Below are 22,602 nucleotides of genomic sequence, written 5' to 3'. Positions count from 1 at the left end.
AACAGATGAGCGAATTCTCTCAGACTGTTCCTGAGTTGGTAGGTTGGGTGAAACAAAACGACTTTTCTCTCAATTTGCCACCGGAGCGGCTGGCATTTCTTCTCGCCGTCGCTGTATTGAGTAGCGAACGTTTTGAGGAGGAGCTTGGAGAAGGAGAGCTGATCGATGCATTTCGCATTGTCAGTGACCAGTTCGGGCAAGCCAGCGAAACCATCGCATTCCGAGCAAACAACGCAATCAACGAATTAGTGCGCAGTCGCCTCATGAGTCGTTTCACCAGTGAAATGACCGATGGTGCCAGCATCTATCGTCTAACGCCTTTAGCGTTGGGAATCAGTGACTATTACGCGCGTCACCGTGAATACAGCTCATTAAAGTTGTCTATTCAGCTGTCTATGGTTGCGGATGAAATCGATAAAGCCTTGTCAGCAGCATCAGAAGATGGTGATGCGGATTTTTGGCGCAAAAACGTTTACGGCGTTCTGAAATATTCAGCGGCCGAAATTTTCGATCGTATCGATTTGAACCAGCGTACGATGGACGAGCAACAGCAGAAAGTGAAAGAAGACATCGCTGCGCTGTTGAATCAGGATTGGCAGGCCGCTATTGCGAACTGTGAACACCTGCTGAATGAAACATCGAGCACACTGCGTGAGCTGCAAGATACGTTGCAGTCAGCCGGTGACCAACTTCAGACGCAGCTTTTGAACATTCAAGAGCAAGTACTTGGACGCGACGATTTAGAATTCGTTGATGCCATGATTTACAACCTGCAAATGAAGCTCGACCGCATTGTGAACTGGGGACAACAAGCGATTGATCTTTGGATCGGTTATGACCGCCACGTTCATAAATTTATTCGTAATGCCATCGACATGGACAAGAATCGCGCGTTCAGCCAGCGTCTTCGCGTGTCGGTGACAGAATACTTCGATAACCCATGGTTCCTGACTTTTGCTGATGCTGAGCGTTTGCGCGATTTGCGTGATGAAGCATTGGTACTTCGTGACGATGAAGTGACTGGTGAAATGCCAGCGGAAGTCGAGTTTGAAGAACTGACACTGGTTAACGATCAATTGAGCGACCAAATTGGTGACATGCTATCTCGCCATCGAGCAACAGGCGAGGGCATCGATTTGGGCGTCGTACTGAAAAACTATTTGGCTCAACATCCACACGCCCGTCACTTCGATCTGGCACGCATTGTCATTAACCAAGCGGTTCGCCTTGGTTATTCGCAATCTGATATGCAGGCAATACAACCAGATTGGCAGGCAATTAACGAATATGGAGCCAAGGTACAGGCAAATGTCATCGATAAATATTGAAGAATTTATGCCGGAGGAATTGGCAAAAGCGATTGCTAATCCGCTTTTCCCGGCTTTGGATAGTACGCTGCGTGCTGGCCGTCATATTGCCAGTGAAGATTTGGATAACCATGCGTATCTGATTGAATTTGAAACCCCGCTGCAGCACTTCTATCAGCGTTATCACGCTGAGTTGGTGCGCGCACCGGAAGGCTTTTTCTATTTGCGTCCCCGTTCAACATCGTTGATTGGTCGTAGCGTGCTGTCAGAGCTGGACATGCTGGTGGGCAAAGTATTGTGTTTCCTTTACTTGAGTCCAGAGCGTCTTGCTCAGGAAGGTATTTTCACCACTCAAGAGCTATTTGATGAACTACTGTCTTTGGCGGATGAAAAGAAACTCATGAAGTTGGTGACGCTACGTGCTAGCGGTTCTGACCTTGATCGCGAAAAGCTTTACGACAAAGTGAAAACATCACTGCGTCGTCTTCGTCGTTTGGGCATGATTGTGCCAATCGGTGAGAATGGAAAGTTCCGTGTGAGTGAATCGACTTTCCGCTTTGGTGCGGATGTTCGTGCGGGAGATGATATGCGTGAAGCGCAATTGCGTCTGATCCGTGATGGTGAAGCCGTGATCCACACGCAAGAGCACGCGCAATCAAGCTTGCTTCGTGAAGAACAAGACGAAGCGCGTGATGAAGATGATCAGGAGGTTCAGGCATGAGCATGATCCAACGCGGTAAATACCAATCGCTTACGATGGTTAACTGGAACGGCTTCTTCGCACGTACATTTGACATCGACAATTTAGTGACGACGCTGTCAGGCGGTAACGGTGCGGGTAAATCTACCACCATGGCGGCATTTATTACCGCTCTGATCCCTGACCAAAGCCTGCTGCATTTCCGTAATACCACCGAAGCGGGGAGTTCAACCGCATCACGTGATAAAGGCCTGCACGGTAAGTTGAAACCGGGTGCGTGTTATGCGGCTCTGGATGTTATCAACTCACGTAACCAACGCATTTTATTTGGTGTGCGCCTTCAGCAAGTAGCGGGTCGCGACAAGAAAGTCGATATCAAGCCGTTTATCATTCAAGGTTTGCCTTCGGGTGCAAAAGTTACGGATATTCTGATTGAAAACGTGTCTGAAAATCAGGTGCGTGTTCGTCAATTGAATGAAGTGAAAGATTCTCTAGGTCAGTACGAAACTGCGCATTTCAAAGCGTTCACTTCGGTGACGGATTATCATGCGCAAATGTTTGAATTCGGTGCTCTGCCGAAGAAGCTGCGTAACTCGACCGATCGCTCGAAGTTCTACCGCCTGATCGAAGCATCATTGTACGGCGGTATTTCAAGTGCGATTACTAAGTCGCTTCGCGATTACCTGCTGCCGCAAAATGGTGGCGTGAAGAAAGCCTTCCAAGATATGGAAGTGGCACTTCGCGAAAACCGCATGACGCTGGAAGCGATCAAACTGACGCAACGTGACCGAGATCTGTTCAAACACTTGATCACTGAATCGACCAACTATGTTGCGTCGGATTATATGCGTCACGCCAATGAGCGTCGCAACAAGCTTGAGCTGGCGATAAAACGCCGAGGTGAATTGCTGAGTGCGCGTCGTCAGCTTGATGATTTCCAAGGCACGTTTGGTCGCATGACCGACGAGTTGGATGCATTGACGGAAAGTCAGTCGCATTTAGAGTTGGATCATCAAGCGGCGTCTGATCACCTGCAACTGGTGCAGACCGCTGTTCGCCAACAAGAGAAAGTTGAGCGTTACCAGGAAGATTTGGAAGAGTTGGCTGTTCGCCTTGAAGAGCAGATGATGGTTGTTGAAGAAGCAACCGAGCAGCTCGCCATCGCTGAAGAGCAAGCGCATTTCAGTGAAGAAGAAGTTGATAGCCTGAAAACCCAGTTGGCAGATTATCAACAAGCACTGGATATGCAGCAAACCCGTGCGTTGCAATATCAACAAGCGGTGAAGGCATTAGAAAAAGCGCAATCACTTTCTGAAAATGACGATCTAACTCAAGACAACGCGGCAGAACTACTGACTTCGCTGAAAGCAGATGAAGACCGTCAGACTTCTGAGCTTCTGAGCCTGAAACACAAGCTGGATCTTTCTTCTGCGGCAGCGAAACAGTTTGATCGCGGTTTGGAACTGGTTCGCAGCGTTGTCGGTCAGGTTGAACGTGGCGATGCAGCATCAAAAGCACGAGACGTCATTGCGAAAGGCCGAGAATTTTCGTCTTTGGCTGCAAACGCTGACCAATTGGCGGCGCAACATCGCGACCTCGAACGTCAGATGCGCAGCTTCCAACAAGCCAAAACACTGTCAGAGCAATACCTGCGCCAATTCTCGACATCTGTTGTGACAGAAGAAGCCGTAGAGATTGAATCTGCGCGTCAACAAGAGCGTTTAGAGTTTGCTGAAGAATCAGTGGGCGAGCAATCAGAGAAAACGCGTGAACTGCAACGTAACGAGAATGAGTTTGTAGACAAAATCGCGGAATTTGAAAAGGTTGCGCCGGCATGGATCGCAGCTCAAGAATCGCTAGAGAAACTCTCAGAGCAATCGGGTGAAGAGCTTTACGATAACCAAGCTGTTCTCGATACTATGCAGAAAGTCATGGCCAAAGAGCGTGAAACGCTGGATACCCGTGACAAACTGGCGGTAGAGAAACAGGCGTTGGAAGCGGAAATTGAATGTCTCGCACAACCGGGTGGTAGCGATGATGCGCGTTTGCAATCTCTGGCGGATACGCTTGGTGGTACGTTGCTTTCAGAAATCTACGATGACATCACAATGCATGATGCGCCGTATTTCTCTGCGTTGTATGGTCCAGCACGTCACGCGATTGTTGTCCCCGATCTAAAAGGCATCAAAGAAAAACTGGTTGATATCGAAGATTGCCCAGAGGACCTTTATGTCATTGAAGGTGAAGCCGAAGGCTTCGATGACAGTGTTTTCGACGCTGATGAAATGGAAGGCGCGGTCTGTGTTCATTTGAATGACCGTCAGCTACGTTATTCTCGTTTCCCGAAAGTACCGTTGTTTGGCCGCGCGGCACGTGAGCACCGTCTAGAGGTGCTGCGTGAAAAACGCGAAGAGCTGGTAGAAAACTACGCGAAAGCATCGTTTGACGCACAGAAATTGCAACGTTTGAGCCAAAGCTTCAACCACTTTGTGTCTAACCACATGAGTGTGGCATTCAATGAAGATCCTGAAGCGGCATTGAAAGACTTGCGTGAAAAACGCGGCAGTGTTCAGCGTCAGCTTACTCAACTTCGTGAAAACGAACAGCAAATCCGTAGTCAATTGGCTGGCGCGAAAGAAGCGATATCACTGCTAAACAAACTTCAGCACGTTGTCAGCGCACTGGAAGATGAAACGCTGGAAGCGCGTTTAGAAGAAGTAGAAAGCCGTTTGTCTCAAGCGGACGAAGCACGTCACTTCACGCGCGAGCACGGTAAAGCTCTGACAGAGCTAGAAAACCTAGTTTCTACTTTGGATGCTGACCCAGAGCAATTCGATGCACTGAATGATGCTTACCAGCAAGCAGATCTGTCACTGCAATCACTGAAGAAGACACTGTTCGCACTGTCTGATCTGGTTGAGCGACGACACCACTTCGGTTATGAAGATGCTCTGGCTCTGCTGGATAAAAGCAGCGAGCTGAACGAACAGCTGAAAGCCAAGCTCGTGGATGCCGAGCGCGCGCGTACGCGTTCTCGTGAACATGTGAAGCAGGTTCGTGACCAAGTAAACCAGTACAACCAGCTATTGGCATCACTGAAAAGCTCACATCAGGCAAAACAAGAAACTGTTGCGGAATTTAAACGTGAACTGGTTGAGCTGGGTGTTCGTGCTGACGTTGAAGCGGAACAGCGAGCACGCATTCGTCGTGATGAACTGAATGCACAGTTGTCTCAGTCTCGCAGTCGTAAGAGTGAACTTGAGAAAGGCCTGACATCGATTGAACTGGAGATGAAATCTCTGGTCAAGACGCTGAAGAAAGCGGGCAAAGAATACACCGACCTACGTACTTTCGTAGTGAATGCGAAAGCGGGTTGGGTTGGCGTTCTGAAAATTGCGCGTACCAGCAACGTTGAGAAGCAATTGAACCGCCGTGAAATGGCGTACATGTCCGCTGACGAACTGCGTTCGTTGTCAGATAAATCGTTGGGTGCGCTGCGTCTTGCGGTGGCAGACAATGAAACACTGCGCGATGCCCTGCGTGCGTCGGAAGATATGGCGCGTCCAGAGCGTAAGGTACTGTTCTATGTCGCGGTTTATCAACACCTGCGTGAGCGTATCCGCCATGACATCATTCGTACTGACGACCCTGTCGAAGCGATTGAAGAGATGGAGGTGGAACTAGGCCGCCTGACCGAAGAACTGACTCAGCGTGAGAAACGTCTGGCAATCAGTTCTGAGTCTGTGGCAAACATCATCCGCAAAACGATTCAGCGTGAGCAAAACCGTATTCGTTTGCTGAACCAAGGATTGTCGAACATTGGTTTTGGTCAGGTAAAAGGTGTGCGTCTGAACGTGTCTATCCGTGATACGCACGCGCAATTGCTGGCTGGGCTTGCAGAAAATGCAGAGCAGCACCAAGATCTCTTCGGCAACAACCGACTGACGTTTTCGGAAGCAATGGCGAAATTGTTCCAGCGTTTGAATCCGCATATTGATATGGGTCAGCGTTCTCCGCAAGTTCTGGGTGAAGAGCTTTTGGATTATCGAAACTACCTTGAACTGGGTATCGAAGTGAACCGTGGTACTGATGGTTGGCTGCGTGCTGAGTCTGGTGCGCTGTCTACGGGTGAGGCCATTGGTACGGGTCAAGCTATTCTATTGATGGTCGTTCAGAGTTGGGAAGAAGAGTCTCGTCGCCTGCGTGGTAAAGATGTGATTCCTTGTCGTTTACTGTTCCTTGATGAGGCAGCGCGTCTGGATGCGAAATCGATCTCTACGCTGTTTGAGCTTTGTCATCGCCTCGATATGCAGCTTTTGATTGCAGCACCTGAAAATATCAGTCCTGAGCAGGGAACGACCTACAAACTTGTTCGTAAGATCTTTAATGATAAAGAACATGTTCACGTGGTCGGTCTTCGCGGGTTTGGCGAGGTTGCAAAGGTAACGACGCCTCACCAAGAAGCATTAGAAATTGCAGATTAACGGATAATATAAAGAAGAGAAGGCCAGCGTATTGCTGGCCTTTTTATTACATATCATTCGGTATATTAAAATTAACGTTAATTATAAATGAATGTATTATTTTTAGTTTATTCAATCTTCGTGTTGCAATATAAATCCCAAATTGTTATGGCTATGAAATATCAGAATCATTAGTTACATTTCCGCGTTACCTGCGTCAGGTTATGGTGGCTGTCATAAACTTTAACTTGAACATTAATTGCCTGTCGCATTTAATTTGCGAAATTAAATAAAAAAGGAACTCAGTAAATGGATGTTTCAATTAAAGGCAGTGGACAGTCAATCATTCTATTACCAGGCCTTTTCGCCGGGGGATGGATTTGGGATGATGTAGCAAACACGCTTTGCGACAATGGATATAAAGTTATATCGTTCAATCAGCCTATTCCAATTAGTCTAAAAGGCAGTATGGAATACGCTATAAAGAAAATTGATGAGGTTGTGTCGCACTGCAATGACAAGCCAATTATTGCAGGAAACTCGATGGGTGCGTTAATTTCGTTAGAGTACACGCGTCTTAACCCGAGCAAAGTTTGCGGTTTGATTGTTAGCGGTTCGCCAGGCTTGGCAGAGCTCGAAACAGGGGTCACATTGGCAGATTTAAAAACCGGTGACGTCAAGGTAGCGCGAGAACTTGCTGCCCGCGTGTTTTTCGATAAAACTAAAATCCCTCAAAATGGTGTCGAAGAAATTGCCTCTTTGTTTGGTGATAAAAGGGCATTCATTAATATCGCAAAGTGGCTGGGTGTTAGTCGTGATTATAATGTTCCTCAGGCAGTGAAAAATGTACCGCATGACATCCAATTAATTTGGGGCGACCATGATGAAATTACACCAATTTCACATTGGGAAAACCTTGCAGAATCTGAGGTGAATTTAAAAGTTAGAAAGGTTATTAATTGCGGTCATAGTCCAATGTTAGAAATGCCTATTGAATTTTCAAAGTGTATTATTGAATATTTTCCCGCTCAAGAAGATGTATTTGCATAAAAAAAGAGCCCATATTTGTATGGGCTCTTTTTTCTAACTTATTATGCTATTTTAAACATTCCAATTTGCTTTGTAAGCTGCATGGTTTGGGTGTTGATTTCTTTCGCTGTATTGTCAGTGCTGTGTGTTTTGTCGGAAAGGTGTTTTGATGAACTCGCAATATTATTGACATTCAACGAAATTTCTTGAGTGACGGAAGATTGCTCACCTGCTGCGGTGGCGATCTGCGTGTTCATGTCATTAATCTCAGTCATCATATTGGCAATTTGATCAAGCATCTCATTGTTCCGATTGCAGTTTTCAACGCTGCTGGCTACAAACTTGTTTGCGCCTGAAATGCCATTGACCACCTTATTTGTTTCAGATTGTAGTGATTCGACTTTCGCGCGAATTTCTTCCGTTGAGGTTTGCGTTCTAATCGCAAGTGAGCGAACTTCATCGGCAACAACTGCAAAGCCTCTACCTTGCTCTCCTGCACGAGCAGCCTCAATGGCGGCATTCAACGCGAGTAGGTTAGTTTGCTCAGCGATACCTTGAATAACGTCCAATACTGAACCTATCGAGTTACTCTCAGTTGATAGCTGTTGCATTGAGTCAGTAGCATCACCCATTTTGGTTGAGAGTTCTGAAATTTCAGAAACCAAACGTTGGCCAACATCCGCACTCTGTTTAACCGAAACCACAACATTCTCTGACGAATCGGATGCGCTGTTTGCAAACTGTGCGACCTCAGAGATGGATGCGTTCATTTCTGTTGCGGCTGTCGCAACCTGACTAGAGTTGGACGCTTGCATATCAACTTCGTTACGCATTGATTCTATGTTGTTTCGTATCTCTACTGAAGCTACGCCTAATGTTTTTACAGTGGTATCAGCACCCCTGATAACATTCAGAAAATCTTCAAGCATTGCGTTCATTGATGACGAAAGTTCTGTGATTTCATCTTTTCCCTTCACATCTAACCGAACCGTTAAATCGTGGTTATTGGCGATATGGGTGATTTTATTGGTTAATACAGAAATCGGTTTGCTTATACTGCCCGCAATGAGCCACGCCATCAGGATCGATATCGCAATCAATGTTGCACCGATTAGCATTGCGATGGTCGAAAGCGTATTTTCAAGATGGTTTACAGCAGCCATTGCTTCACTTTTATGAATCTCAGTCACCAATGCCCACTGCTTACCAAGGATATTGACGTACTTATAAGCGGCAAAGACTTCATCTTGGGCATGGTTGATGACGGTCTCAAAACCTGCTTTCCCATTAAGGGCTGCGTTTACATGTGCGGTGTTGACAGGTTGTTGCCCAGCGGAGGATTCGGTCATATCGATACGATTGATCAATTCCGTGCTAACGCCAGTTTCACGTAGTGTTTTGAGGTAATCAGACTTATTTTCGACCAGTTGACGGCTTTGTGAACGCATCAGGTTGTCAGGGCCGACTAGAAATGATTCACCCGTGTCACCGAGTCCATCTTCGTGCCACATCCCGCCATACGTCATGATCGCATTGATGTTATCGATGGGCATCTGGAAAACAAGCACACCAATATTTTTGCCATTTCTCACAATCGGTGAGGCAACAAAGGATGCAGGACTGTCATAGGAAGGGTAGTAGGGAGCGAAGTCTACAAAAGAAAATTCACCTTTACTTAGGTTCTTTGCGCCATTGAATGCTTCTGCAAGTCCACTTTCTCGGTAAGGTCCGTTAACCAAGTTGGTTGCATAGTCCAATTCCTTAAATACGGAATAAACTATGTTGCCTGATGTATCCACCAAAAATATGTCGTAATAGCCAAAAGACTCAAGGAAGGTGCGGTAGTTGGGATGAAACACCTCATGAATCTCACTGTATGTAGTGCCATCGTCCGCTTTATCTAAAAGGTGTTTATTTCCTAGCGGATTTTCGTTCACCCCAATGTAGGCTTGCTGTAAGAGTTTTCCATTTATACCAATGTTTTTTAGTGTCGCTAGAGAATTCGAATCTTTCGCATTGGTTTCTTGGAAAGTCTTTCCAAACTCGTTGGTGTAGTAATCGCGCAATTTCTGCGCTTGATCTTGTTCGGGGAATGTTTCCGTATTGACACTTTTAAAGCTCTTTGAGAACTGCAACATTGCGTCTTCCGTCATCGTGGAATTCGCGAGGTTAGTTAGCTGTTTGCTAATCCCGTCAAAGTAATGCTCAATCTCGGATTTTTTTACTTCTCTGACCGAGAGTAATTGATTTTGAACTTGTTGCTCTAGGGCTTTACTCGATGTGTCAGTTGCTGTGATCGTTAATAATGCTGCGGTGGCAATGACTGCAAATACACTCATACCCACAAAGGCGGCTTTAATTTTGGTGGAAATTTTCATGTTAGTCCGCTCCAAATATGTTACATCAGTTGCACATATAACAATGTAAGTGTAGGTAATATTCTGCTGTTTAAGCCTAGATAACTTTATTTTCGAGGCATTGCCATTTAAGGCTTTGAAAAGTAGAGCTATTAATTTTCACGCTGTGATTAATCGATGGAAGTTGACGGAAAAACAAGAACGCGTGGAATGCATGCTTAATGGAGATACTTCTGTTTGATGCTGCTAAAAAGAGAAAGTGGTTGTATGTGACACTAGACATGGCTTGGTAGACTTTCACGTCTAGTGACACGAAGGCTTATTGCAGGCTTATAAAATTAAAAGCTTTTTTCAAGTATTGCAACAGAATGATATTGTTCAAATTTGTAGCCAGATTCTGACAGTATACCTACCTGTTTAAACCCAAACTTTTCATGCAGTCGAAGTGACGCAGGGTTGGGTAGTGTGATGACAGAGTAAACACGGTGGACTTCAGATGTTGAAATCCTGTTCAATAGCGACTGCATCAACTGTGAGCCTGCACCTTTAGATGCATAGTCAGGGTGAAGGTAAATGGTCAGCTCACTGCTGACCCTATAGGCCAACTTTTCGCGAAATTCGTTGTTGTAAGCAAAACCAATTACACTGCCTTGTTCGTCTTCTTTAACAATGACGTGGTATATATCGCTATTGTGACTGATTTTTTCGAACCAATTTCGTCTTTGATCAAGAGACCAAACATCATAATCAAACGTGATAGATGTATTGAGGATGTAGTGATTATAAATGGTATTGATTGTCTCTAAATCTGCAGGCGTTGCTTTTCGTATCGTCATCCTTGGTGTTCTCTATTACTTATCTTCCAATGCCAATTTAACTGCGGCGAGTGCGTGTAGGTCTGTGGTGTCATACAAAGGAACGTCGGTGTGATTTTGCTGGACCAGTAGACCAATTTCAGTACAGCCTAGAATAACGGCTTGTGCACCTAAGCCTTGTAGCTCTTCAATAACTGACAAGTATTGCTGGCGGGAGTGTGATTTAATTTCACCTTGGCAGAGCTCCTGGTAAATAATTTCGTGAATAACGTCTTGTTGCCAATCGGGTGGAACTGAGACGGTGATACCATGAGCTTCTAAACGTTCTTTGTAAAACGGTTGTGACATCGTGAATCTTGTCCCTAACAGACCAACATGGTGGATACCGTTTTCTTTTAGTGTAAGGGCTGTTGCGTCGGCGATATGAAGAAGCGGAATTGAGATTGCGCTTTGTACCTCTGTTGCGACTTTATGCATTGTGTTAGTTGCAATGAGAATAAAGTCAGCACCTGCGGCTTCCAGCTTTCTGGCTTCATCTGCGAGCGAGTGTGCCGATTTATCCCAATCACCCGAGCGTTGGTATGCCTCTATCTCAGCAAAATTGACACTGCTCATCAAAATTTTTGCTGAGTTGTGTCCTCCTAATTCACGCTTTGTATATTGATTGAGTAAGCGGTAATAGGTCATTGTCGATTCCCAACTCATACCACCAATTACGCCGATAGATTTCATTTACGCTTATTCCTTTAGCAAACGAGTAAACTTGCGCTGAATGGGCAAGCATTTCTGACGAATAGAGGTATCACAAAATTTTGAATAGAACTAACAAAATTTACAGTTAGATCTGCTGGGTAGGACAGAGGAAAGCCAAACAGACAGTCGTTGTTGTTGTGTGGCATAACCTCTTTGCACAGAAGTGAAATCAGGAATGAAAAACAAGATTAATGATCGGAGATTCTTAGCTGTATGTTGTTTCGACGCTTTTCAGCCATTGTTGATACCAACTAGACAGGGTTTCGAGAGGTCTAGGGCGACTGATTAGAAACCCTTGCAGCAAGATGCCAGGATAACGAGAGGTGAGGTAGTCCAAATCTTCAAAGTGTTCGATACCTTCAGCGACAAGGTCTACTTTAAATCTATCAGCAATATCCGTGAGTGAACTGACAATAACTTGGCTAAATTGATCGCAGTGGATTTGGTTGATTAAAGTGCGATCAATTTTCACTTCGGTAAAAGGCAAACTTCGAAGTTGCTGAATGTTAGTGAAACCGGTACCGAAATCATCAAGCGACAAGCCGTATCCCCGGATCCTCAAGCGATTTAGCGACTCCATTTGTTCTGTCGACTTGAGTTCATATTCTTCCGTTATTTCCAATACAATGCGAGACTTAGCAATGTGTTTTGCGTCAAATAAAGACTCTAAACGGTTTGGAATGTCTAGGTTGGCTAATTGTTGGGGAGCAAGATTAATACTCACTTTTACCTGATTGCCAAAAATGCTGGAGAGTGCGCTCATATCAAGCGCTGTTTTTTCTGCGAGCTGCATGGTGAGGAGATCCATGAGATCATTCTCGATGGCTGTCGGTATGAACCTGCCGGGCAACACTGCATCCATTTCGCTGGGCAAATTGATTCTTGCCAGCACTTCCAAACTTTCAACCAAATTGTTTTCAGGATTCAATTTAGGTTGGTAATACGGAATGATTTGGTGGCGAATAATGCAATCGAGCAGCTCGTCTTTTGTCATTTTTTTAAAATTAACAAATTTTCGTTCTTCCATGTGCGTCATGCGGTTGAAGATTAACCGCAGTCCATCCGACGTGATGGGTTTAGCGATATTGCCTAACAAGCAAACATGCTGTTGTCTTGCTACTTCAGCTGCTAACTCAATGATACGAACATCAAGGTCAGAAATAATACAGATTCCACCTTGATACTTGATTTCCCCTAATTCTCGAATCACAGCCATACCATCAATTTCTGGCATGTTGAGATCGGTGAAAACTATGTCGAAAAGTTGTGGCGAACGCTTGAGTTGTTTAAGTGCTTCTTGAGGTGATGAGTGCGTACAGACCTCGTTGTAACCGAGTTCGTTTAGCATTAATACCATCAGGGCTAAGATTGATTCCGAATCATCAATAACCATAACGCGTCTTGAACGTTTCATTAGACACTCACTTTCAATACATCCGTCTCAAGTTAAAGTTAGATTCTTATCGATAGAATTCAATATTAAGTGCATGGCTATTTCTTCAGATTGCCTAAGAATACGGCAGTGTTCCGTTGTTTTTTATGCGGTTAGTGAATGAATATTTATTTTCATTTGCTTGCTATGTCGTAATGGCGTGCCTGTAGATTTACGCGATGTGTGCAAACCGAAAGAGGTGATGATTTTGAGAGAGGTAAGACAGGAATAAAGCCCGCGAGGGGCTTTAAACTCAGTGTTCTGAGGATGTAAGTGGTGCAACTTCCAGCAGGGGTGCGGCATCAATGCTATCGGCGTTCATCATAGATGAGATACGTTGAACAGAGGAAATTAGAAGTGATTGTTCCCACTCGTCGAGCGCCTGAAAACGTGAAATGAAGCTTTCTTGCAGCGGCTTCGGTGCTTGCTCTAACGCTTGCTCCCCTTCAGGGGTCAGATGTGCGTGCACTTTACGCTTATCGAGGTTGCTTCTAACACGGACAATGAGATTTCTGGAAGCTAGGCGATCAAGAATGGTCGTCGCGGTAGCTTGACTCATATTGGTGTGATTTGAAAGCTGTCGAATGGTGACTTCATCAAGATCGTGAATCGCCCTCATTAATACAAGTTGCGGGCCTGTTAATCCTGCTTCCTTGTTCAACTTTCTAGAATGCAGGTCAATGGCACGGATGATTTGCCTCAATGCAACCAATACCTCTTCGTGCTTCTCCATAGAAGCGTCTCCTTAAAAACTGCAATTTGTAAAATCGGCGAAATTATCAGTGCAAAACCTTTTTTTTAAAAGGCCTTTCGCACGTTTCTTACCAAACCTTACACATTTGGAAAAGAGTTAGCGAAAGCAATTTACTCACAATACTCCTCCCTATCTTTAATTCTAAAACTTTTCACTTGTTTCAAGAGGGTGTTGTGATCCGAGTAGAGTGCAGATGATAGTAATTCACATTTGCATTTGAATGTAAGTGTAAATAAATGTAATAATCGTTATCAATCAGGGTATTTGTTATGAAACCACACTCAAGGAAGGACTATGAAACGCTCATCTCTTGCAATCGCTTACTCAGCGTTGATTTTTGTAGGGGGAACGACCCTAGCATCTGCATCAACGCGTACTGACGTTGTTGAACATTATGCTGATCTCGCGCATGCCGTTTTCAGTGACGCTCACTCTACTGCCAATCAACTTGGTGAGGCTATTGATACACTGAATAGCAATCCATCAGCCAGCACGCTCGAAGCGGCCAAAAAAGCATGGTTGGCTGCGCGTGTTCCCTATCAACAAACGGAAGTATTTCGTTTTGGGAATGGCGTTGTCGATGATTGGGAAGGCCAACTAAACGCATGGCCTTTAGATGAGGGGCTTATAGACTACGTCGCAGATGATTATCAATACGAGTTGGGTAATCCCGGCGCGGTAGCCAATATTGTGGCAAGTGAATCATTGCAAATGGGCAGTGAAACTCTGGATGTGTCAACGATTACGCCGGAACTTCTTGCTTCACTCAATGAGCTCGCTGGGTCAGAAGCGAATGTTGCGACGGGTTATCATGCGATTGAATTTCTTCTGTGGGGACAAGATTTAAACGGCACAAAAGCAGGCGCTGGTGAGCGTGCATACAGTGATTTCGCGTATGGAGAATCATGTACTAACGGTAACTGTGATCGTCGTAGAGATTACTTAAAAGCGGCTGCCGAATTGTTAATTTCTGATTTGGATTGGATGAAAAATCAATGGGCGGCTGACCAAAAAGGTAACTATCGCGCCTCGCTATTATCTGACAATGCTGATAATGGATTGCGGAAAATGCTATTTGGCATGGGATCGTTGTCACTGGGTGAACTCGCGGGAGAGCGGATGAAAGTGGCGCTTGAAGCAAACTCGACGGAAGATGAGCACGATTGCTTTTCGGATAATACGCACAATTCACACTACTACAACGAACTGGGCATCTATAACGTATTTACGGGTTCATATAAAAAGGTAGATGGCTCAACACTGACCGGCCCATCACTTTACGACATGGTGAAAGCGTCTGATCCGAAAGCGGCTAAATCCATCATGGCCGATTTCGAGAATGCCAAGAAAGAAGTTTATCAATTGGTCGAGTCTGCAGAAAAACAGAACGTGTATTTCGACCAGCTGATTGCTTCTGACAATGCGTCGGGCAATAAGCTAGTTAACCGTGCGATTAGTGCTTTGGTCCAGCAGACGCAAGGCATCGAACAAGTGGCTGGTGTTGTGGGTATTACCAACTTGAATCCAGACACCGCTGATCACCAATTCTAGAAAATGTCACTCTATCGCAAGCCTCCGATCTTTGGAGGCTTTTGTCGTTATACCGTAACTGTTAATTACGTGCTGGATGTATGAAGTATTCTCTTTTTTTATTACTCATGTTTGTATCTTCCACTCTCTTTGCGTCAGTAAAATCTGGCGGTGATACAACAACGGCTCAACAAGGCGCAAATGCATTTTCGCAAGCCGCCTCAAACCTTCCCCTGTCAGAACAAATCGATTTTAGTGTTGGAAACAGTTTTTTCCGTAACCCCTGGGTGAGCGCACCCGCATCAACTGGTGCAAGAGACGGGTTAGGGCCTTTGTTCAATACGAATGGTTGCCAGAATTGTCATATTAAAGATGGCAGAGGACACCTTCCTTCGGAAAGTGATTCAAATGCTGTATCCATTCTCATCCGCCTCAGTATCCCAGCAATATCGGAAGCACAAAAGGCATGGGTAAAGAGACATGGAAATGTACCAGAGCCTACGTATGGTGGTCAGTTGCAAGACTTTGCTTTACCCGGTTCAAAGGAAGAAGGGCACATAAAAGTTGAATTTGAAACCCACACAGAAACGTTTAGTGATGGCTTCAAAGTTGAACTTCGAAAACCCGTGTTGACGATAGAAGCGCTGAACTACGGCAAACTTCACCCTTCGACTGAAATGTCGTTGAGAGTCGCTCCCCCAATGATTGGTTTAGGCTTATTGGAAGCCATTCCTAACCAAACTATCGAGCGATTCGCAGACGAACAAGCTTCAGAAGGTAAAGGGATCTCAGGCCGTCCGAACAAGGTGTGGGACATTGCCTCTGGCACGACGCAGATTGGACGATTTGGATGGAAAGCGGGCCAACCGAATTTGATGCAGCAAAATGCGGCGGCGTTTAATGGCGATTTAGGGCTGACAACGACACATTTCCCAAAAGAAAATTGCTCTCCATCCCAGGCTATTTGTGACGTTTTTCCGAATGGGGGAGCCCCTGAAGTGAGTGAGAAAATTCTTAATTTTATAGAGTTTTATACGCAACACTTAGCAGTTCCAAAGCGTCGAAATGTGAAGGACCCACTGGTTATAGAAGGTGAGGCTCTGTTTGTTGATTCAGGGTGCCAAAGCTGTCACCAACGTGACATTAAAACGGGCACTGTAGAAGGCCGAAAAGCAATCAGCAATCAATTGATTCACCCGTATACCGATCTTCTTCTCCATGATATGGGGGAGGGCTTAGCTGACAACCGTGGCGAGTTTTTAGCGAATGGGCAAGAGTGGAGAACTGCGCCGTTATGGGGCTTGGGTTATACCGAAGAGGTGAACGGTCATACTGAATTCCTGCACGATGGTCGTGCACGAAACGCCTTGGAGGCGGTGCTTTGGCATGGCGGTGAGGCTGAAGCGACTAAGCAAACAGTTTTGGGCTTTGATCAGAAGCAGCGTGAAGCGCTGATTGCCTTTCTTCATTCTTTGTAGGCATGAAAATGAACCGAATAGAAAAGAAGACGACCATGAGAATCTCGATGTTAGTTGGGGCTCTGGTTGCGCTATCTGGGTGTGGGTTGGACGCGGAAACTGAAACGGTGGATATCCCTGATCCGCTATGGGCAAGTCAGCATCTGGCATCACAGAGATTTCTTCAAGATGCTTCTCTCCTTGCGAAGTCAACCAACCGCTTTTGCGATACCGACAGTGAACCGTCTCAGATAGAAAGCACAAAACAGGCGTGGGTCGAAGCAATGAAGGCTTGGGCTCCGCTTCAAGGTACAAATGTTGGCAATGAAAAAGCCACATCGTTAAGTTGGCAAATACAATTTTATCCAGACAAAAAAAATACGACAGGTCGACAATTATCACGGTTGATTAAAAAGGGCGGTCCCTACTCTGTGGACTCTCTTTCAACAGAAAGTGTGGCGGTTCAGGGGTTAGGGGCGATGGAGTGGCTGCTGTTTGATTCCGCAAATACAATCCATGTGAAGGAAAACTGCAGGCTTATGACTGTAGTTGCGGGAAAAATTGTTTCGTCTGCTGAGGCGTTGACGGCGTCTTGGGCTGTTAACCCGTGGCGTGATGCCGAGGAAAAACAGCGTGATACCGATGCACTTAGGCTTATTGCAGCGAAACTGGCCACAACGATGAAAGCCATTGAATTGCCGATGGGCAAGCCTGGATATCCAAAACCCTATCAGGCACAAGCTTGGCGTTCGCAACAGTCGCTCACGGTTTTACGTGCAAGTGTCGTGCATCTTCAACGTCTCTATGCGCAAACCCTTGAGCCTATTCTTATTGCAAACGCACATACGGAACTCGCTAACTGTCTCACGCAACACTGGGAGGCAGCAGTAGAAAGTATTCCTGATGGTGAGGGCTTAAAAGCGTTACTCGAATCGAAAGAAGGTTACCGTTCATTGATCATGGTATTGAACAACCTCGAATACATTAATATAGCGCTGGATGATGAGGCGGGACCCGCGCTGGGAATGATAGTCGGCTTTAATTCTACAGACGGTGATTGAATCGATGGCTATCAGTCAAAAACGAAGACGTCTTTTGTTGTCTGCGCTCGGTGTGTCTGTCGTAGGTGGCACACTCGCCGGACTGGGAATTAAAACGAGATATTCAGACAACGTGAAACCGGCGTTTTTGGGGTGTGCAAGAAGCGATGATGGAGGATATGAGGTCACCGGGGTTTCACGCGAAGGCATTCGGTGTTTTAGTTCTTCTCTTCAAGCTCGTGGCCACGGCATCGCGTTAATGAGGGAACGGTCAATGGGCTTTGTTTTTGCCCGCCGTCCAGGAAGGTTTATTCAAACCATCAATACACAAAACGGAACCACGCTTGGTGTTTATTACCCGCCGGATGATCGCATCTTTTATGGGCATGGTGATGTCTACGAACATTTTCTATATACCAGTGAAGGTGTTACAGAAACCAGTGATGGCATTATTGGTGTTTATGACATATTGCCTTCAGGGTGTTTACATAAAACACGGGAATTTTCGGGTTTTGGTACCGGTCCTCATGAAGTGAGAGTGGTTAATGACGAAACATTAGCGGTGGCGGTAGGCGGTATAAAAACGCGAGGCCGAGAAAAGCTCAATATTGACAATATGGCGCCAGCTCTGGTGTTGCTTGATCGTAAGAGTGGCATGTTGAAAGGACGGTACGAGTTGGAAAATCACCAACTGAGCATTAGGCATATTGCGATTAGTAGGAATGGTGATGTTGTGGTTGCCCAGCAATACAAGGGCGAAGACGGTGCAGCCTTGCCATTGTTAGCGATATTGAGAAAAAGTGGTGAGTTTCTAGCGTTAGAGGCAAGGCCAGAACAGTGGCAGCGGTTCAATCAATATATTGGCAGTGTTGCGTGTACAGATTCACAGATTGTCGCCACCTCTCCGAGAGGAAACTGTTTTGGTGTGTGGGATCTCGGCTCTGGAAAACTCATGGAAATGGGCACTTTGCTTGACGCATCAGGTGCTTCGGCAAATCAATTTGGCTTTGCAATCAGTTCAGGTAGTGGACGATTAGTTGTGAAAAGTGCAAAAGAAATCCCGATATATCAAGGGACTGACGTAGTATGGGACAACCATTGGGTCATGCTTTCAGATCATGCTTTTCTAACTCTCTGATTTGTAATATTCATAAAAATTCCGCCAACGAAAATTGTGTCATTTGCCATACTAAGATCTCTATTTGGAGGTGATGCATGGGATTTGTCCGTACGATTATTAAGGCACTGGTTGTTTTTGCCCTATTCCCGTTCGCGGCAATGGCTGTGGAGGCGTCCAATGAGCGTCGCATCTCTGAAGAAGCACTACTTTGGGTTCAGCAGGCTGAGCCGGAAGTTGGCATCGTTACGTACACGGATGAAGTTGCCCGTATCTACGAAAGCTTCTCGTTTTCCCCTATTTGGCATGATTATCGAGCCAAAGACGAGTTAGAAACCCAAATCAACATTATTTCTTTGGCGGGTATTAGCCAGGATTTTGAATGGCGAGCGGTAATATTGAGAGAATTGCGTGCAAGTGGTGGTTGGCGCGCGTATGACGTGTTTGCCACTGATAGCCTTCTTGCTTTGATAAGCTACATCGAATCCATCCCTAATAATGGCAAAAGCTGGTTTTTCGGCACTGACATTGATGCCGTTTTGCCTTCCCCAACGCTGACACAGATGAACCGCTTTCTGGTCTCAGCAATGAAGAACAAACTCTATGGCTTCGTCCACAATTTGAGACCCGCCACGATGCAATATCGTGAAATGGCGAAAGCGATCGTAGCGTTACAAGATTTGGAACCCTCATATTGGCCAAAATTTCTTCAGCGCGGGCTGATTAAGCATGGTGAAAAGCTGGATAATCCTGACAGCCTGATCACTAACCTCGAAAGACAAGGTGTGTTGAGTACACCTGAAGCGCAAAGGCTGAAAATTGACAAGGTTGGCTTTTACAACGCAACGTTGGTGCAAGCTGTGAAGCGATTTCAGCAACAGCATGGCTTGAAAGTGGATGGCGTCATTGGACACAAGACGCGTCGCTGGCTCAATAAATCAGCCGATAATCGCATCCAAATCCTCGCTTTAAATATGGAACGGCTTCGCTTATGGCCGACAGGTCGAGAGAAGATCATCTTGGTGAACATCCCAAATTACGAAATGGAATTGTGGTTGGATAGCCAGCTTATTCTGGACAGTAAAGTGGTTGTCGGACGACCAAGTAGAAGAACACCGTTGTTTGAATCTCGTTTGGACTCCGTCGTCTTTAACCCGAGTTGGAATGTCCCGGTGAAGATCATGCGAGAGGATATTCTTCCAAAGGTGAGAGAGGACAATGAATACCTTTCGAAACACTCCTATACCGTGCTCAGTAGTTGGGTCAATGGCAATGTAATACCCCATGAAGAAATTGACTGGGAAACGGTGACACCGAGAAACTTCCCATACCGTCTCCAACAGTCTCCCGGTAACTTCAATGCACTGGGACGCTATAAGTTCAACACGCCCAATGGGAACGCGATTTACCTACATGATACGCCTGCAAAGAGTCTCTTTAACAAAGAACGCCGAGCATACAGTTCAGGTTGTATTCGTGTACAAAAAGCCGAAACACTGGCGCAGATCTTGTTGAGTAAATCGGGGTTAAAGTTTGGCGATTACGATTACTATCGCAAATTCCAGAAACAAAATGGGTATCGCTTCGTAAGCAAATTGAAGTGCATACCATTTATCAAACCGCATGGGTAAATGAAGAAGGAGGCGTGGAGTTTCGAGATGATGTATATCACTATGATACGCGCCCAAAGCGAAATAACGCCACAGTATCTTCTCTCGCCGCGAGTCGTCTGCCCATTTAGCCTACCTAGGGTTTAAACCAGGGCAATGACGGTGTTGTGGCCCCATAGTCATAATTTCATTAATTTACATTTCTCTGACAATGACGAAATTGTGTGAAATATCAGCACGAAGGTGGTGTTTTTACATGTTTATGCTCATTTTAGAGACAGCAACCCGTTTGATTGTTAATTAATAAATCTATAGATTCCCCTTTGTTTAGTGTGCGCACTCGTTTTTTGTGTCAAAAAACGGGGCCTTGCCGCTACTTGTTGTGATTTACAGTTGTGGGAACTTGTTGGTTTATGGACGGTTTGGATCTTCAACGTCGTCGCTTTATGGTGGGCGGAGTCGCCTGTCTGGCTGCGGCGGTGCTACCTAATGCGGCTTTTGCGCTCCCGATTGCTCAGGGGAAGCCTCGAAATTTGGCGATGACCAGCATTAATACGGGTGAACACCTTGATGTTTGTTATTTCGATGGCAAACAATATCTCATGGATGGTCTCGGTGAGTTAAACCACTTATGCCGCGATCATCGGAGAAATTTGTCAACGGAGATGGACCCGAAACTCTATGATCAGCTGGTAGCGATTTGTGGCTTGGTAAAGGCACCGAACCCCATCACTATGGTGTCAGGTTATCGTTCGCCAGCAACCAATGAAATGTTGAGAAATGGTGGTGGCGGTCAAGCTAAAAAGAGCTACCACATGACGGGACAGGCTATCGATTTCTTTGTGGAAGGCGTTCCGCTTGCTTCCTTACGAAAAGCAGCGTTGTCGTTAAATGCTGGCGGCGTCGGGTATTACCCGAAAAGTGGCTTTATCCATGTGGATACAGGGCCAGTGAGAGCTTGGTAAGCACTGTTTCTAGATTGAATATACGAAAAAGGCGCGATGAATTCGCGCCTTTTTTTCATGTGCGGTTTAAACGCTAAGCTTCGCTCAACGCTTTTTCTCTATGAGGTGTGATGTAGCGTAACCGCTTTTTTTCCTTCAGCTTGGTAAGGTCTACCATGACCAAACCATCAATGCAGTCAGCAAAATCTGGGTCAACACTGAAATCTAAAAACTGAACGCCGCCATCTTCGCAGAGTTCACTGTATTGTTTATAGAGTGTTGGAATGGCTGTTCCCAAATTATCGAGCAGGGATTTAAGCGTTTTAAGATCTTTCTGATAATTGTCACCGCAAAATTGCCCGAGCAACTCATGCTGCTTCTGATTATTGAGGTTGAAAGGGCGTTTGGATGTTGCCAACATGGCCGATGATCCAAAATACATAGAGTAGAAAAAAATAAGGAGTTCCTTCGCTGCCAGCGGCATCGCGTTGCTGATTGTGACAGGGCCGAACAGGTAGCGATAGTGTGGGTGCTTTGATAAGAATGCACCAATCCCGAGCCATAAGTAGTCCAAACTCCGTTTCCCCCAATATTTAGGCTGCACAAAGCTTCTGCCAAGTTCCAATCCTTGATCCAAGACCTGCCTCATACCGCCGTTAAAATTGAACAATGTATTGGTGTAGATGGCATCGACCCCGTGATTTGCCATGATTGCTTGTGTATCGCAAAAACGGTAGGCACCAACGATATCGAGCGCCTCTGGATCCCAAAGCACAAGGTGAAAATAGTGAGGGTCATATTTGTCGATGTCTCGGCGCTGTCCTGTGCCTTCTCCAACGGCGCGAAATGCCACTTCTCTTAATCGTCCTATCTCGCGCATGACAGGGGATTCATCGTGATAGCGATAAAGGTAAATCATTTTGCCGTCAGGGGTAGTGCCCAAGCGCTCGCTGTTTTCCAATTCTTCTTTAACCGCGAGTCGAGGCTCTGGTGATGCAATGGCAGATTCTGTCGGGAATACGCCAGCTTTTCCTCGGGAGAGATTGTATAAGTGCTTTTTAAAAAGTTTCACACGTGTTTTTGCAGGTAGATTTGCACTGGTGTTATAGCTTGAGAACGGAATAGATTCACCGATCGTAAGCGCAATACTGTTGTCTTCCTGCGCAAACATCTCATTCACCAATAACAGTGTTGATAACGGGCTTTGTTGCTTAAATCGATGGAACTAAATCTAGAAGCTACGATCTGATCGGCTACACCCATCAATCGTCGTAGTCTCATGTCTAAACCTCGT

15 protein-coding genes and 1 pseudogene are annotated in these 22,602 nt (G+C 45.6%); 10 read left to right on the top strand and 6 right to left on the bottom strand.

From position 1 onward, the window contains the following. Positions 1-5 precede the first annotated feature (5 nt). The 4 genes from mukF (at position 6) to B5D35_RS10635 (ending at position 7,520) form a co-directional block, all read left to right on the top strand. The gene (gene mukF, locus B5D35_RS10650; RefSeq protein WP_078752562.1) at positions 6-1,328 is read left to right on the top strand and encodes a chromosome partition protein MukF; all 1,323 of its coding nucleotides are present in this window, start codon (positions 6-8) and stop codon (positions 1,326-1,328) included. Next, entirely contained in the window at positions 1,309-2,028 is a 720-nt protein-coding gene (gene mukE, locus B5D35_RS10645) for a chromosome partition protein MukE (protein ID WP_078752561.1), read from the top strand. Before mukF ends, mukE begins: the two co-directional genes overlap by 20 nt. A 2-nt stretch (positions 2,029-2,030) precedes the next feature. Then, on the top strand, positions 2,031-6,491 hold the full coding sequence (mukB, locus tag B5D35_RS10640) for a chromosome partition protein MukB (RefSeq protein WP_078752599.1): 4,461 nt from the start codon (positions 2,031-2,033) through the stop codon (positions 6,489-6,491). Between the two features lie 288 nt (positions 6,492-6,779). After that, on the top strand, positions 6,780-7,520 hold the full coding sequence (locus tag B5D35_RS10635; RefSeq protein ID WP_078752560.1) for an alpha/beta fold hydrolase: 741 nt from the start codon (positions 6,780-6,782) through the stop codon (positions 7,518-7,520). A gap of 41 nt (positions 7,521-7,561) precedes the next feature. On the opposite strand, the gene B5D35_RS10630 is transcribed toward B5D35_RS10635, so the two are convergent. The 5 genes from B5D35_RS10630 to B5D35_RS10610 all read right to left on the bottom strand — a co-directional run bounded on the left by B5D35_RS10630 (position 7,562) and on the right by B5D35_RS10610 (position 13,589). Beyond that, complete coding sequence (locus B5D35_RS10630) at positions 7,562-9,877, bottom strand: methyl-accepting chemotaxis protein (protein WP_078752559.1); 2,316 nt, start codon at positions 9,875-9,877, stop codon at positions 7,562-7,564. Between the two features lie 317 nt (positions 9,878-10,194). Further along, on the bottom strand, positions 10,195-10,692 hold the full coding sequence (locus B5D35_RS10625) for a GNAT family N-acetyltransferase (RefSeq protein WP_078752558.1): 498 nt from the start codon (positions 10,690-10,692) through the stop codon (positions 10,195-10,197). A gap of 15 nt (positions 10,693-10,707) precedes the next feature. Then, the gene (locus tag B5D35_RS10620) at positions 10,708-11,403 is read right to left on the bottom strand and encodes an aspartate/glutamate racemase family protein (RefSeq protein ID WP_078752557.1); all 696 of its coding nucleotides are present in this window, start codon (positions 11,401-11,403) and stop codon (positions 10,708-10,710) included. A gap of 226 nt (positions 11,404-11,629) precedes the next feature. Then, complete coding sequence (locus B5D35_RS10615) at positions 11,630-12,838, bottom strand: EAL domain-containing response regulator (protein WP_078752556.1); 1,209 nt, start codon at positions 12,836-12,838, stop codon at positions 11,630-11,632. A gap of 271 nt (positions 12,839-13,109) precedes the next feature. Next, on the bottom strand, positions 13,110-13,589 hold the full coding sequence (locus B5D35_RS10610; RefSeq protein ID WP_078752555.1) for a MarR family winged helix-turn-helix transcriptional regulator: 480 nt from the start codon (positions 13,587-13,589) through the stop codon (positions 13,110-13,112). A gap of 315 nt (positions 13,590-13,904) precedes the next feature. On the opposite strand from B5D35_RS10610, the gene B5D35_RS10605 reads away from it, so the two are divergent. The 6 genes and pseudogenes from B5D35_RS10605 to mepK all read left to right on the top strand — a co-directional run bounded on the left by B5D35_RS10605 (position 13,905) and on the right by mepK (position 21,329). Next, positions 13,905-15,161: an imelysin family protein gene (locus B5D35_RS10605; RefSeq protein WP_078752554.1), complete on the top strand. Its 1,257-nt coding sequence runs from the start codon at positions 13,905-13,907 to the stop codon at positions 15,159-15,161. 80 nt (positions 15,162-15,241) lie between these two features. Further along, positions 15,242-16,618, top strand: coding sequence for a di-heme oxidoreductase family protein (locus tag B5D35_RS10600; RefSeq protein ID WP_078752553.1), 1,377 nt, complete (start codon positions 15,242-15,244; stop codon positions 16,616-16,618). 8 nt (positions 16,619-16,626) lie between these two features. Next, entirely contained in the window at positions 16,627-17,658 is a 1,032-nt protein-coding gene (locus tag B5D35_RS10595; RefSeq protein WP_157828346.1) for an imelysin family protein, read from the top strand. 4 nt (positions 17,659-17,662) lie between these two features. Further along, positions 17,663-18,775, top strand: coding sequence for a DUF1513 domain-containing protein (locus B5D35_RS10590; RefSeq protein WP_078752598.1), 1,113 nt, complete (start codon positions 17,663-17,665; stop codon positions 18,773-18,775). A 77-nt stretch (positions 18,776-18,852) separates the two neighbouring features. Next, a pseudogene (locus B5D35_RS10585) lies at positions 18,853-20,495 on the top strand (L,D-transpeptidase family protein). A gap of 282 nt (positions 20,496-20,777) precedes the next feature. After that, positions 20,778-21,329 carry a peptidoglycan L,D-endopeptidase MepK gene (gene mepK, locus B5D35_RS10580; protein WP_078752551.1) on the top strand — a complete coding sequence of 184 codons (552 nt, stop codon included), beginning with the start codon at positions 20,778-20,780 and terminating at the stop codon, positions 21,327-21,329. Between the two features lie 73 nt (positions 21,330-21,402). Here mepK and B5D35_RS10575 read toward each other — a convergent pair whose 3' ends face one another. Next, on the bottom strand, positions 21,403-22,479 hold the full coding sequence (locus tag B5D35_RS10575) for a GNAT family N-acetyltransferase (protein WP_244556559.1): 1,077 nt from the start codon (positions 22,477-22,479) through the stop codon (positions 21,403-21,405). Positions 22,480-22,602 lie beyond the last annotated feature (123 nt).

This window comes from Enterovibrio nigricans DSM 22720, assembly GCF_900167155.1.
Taxonomy (GTDB): domain Bacteria; phylum Pseudomonadota; class Gammaproteobacteria; order Enterobacterales; family Vibrionaceae; genus Enterovibrio; species Enterovibrio nigricans.
The sequence above is the reverse complement of the archived record's forward strand: the minus strand, read 5'-3'. Positions and strand labels throughout refer to the sequence as shown.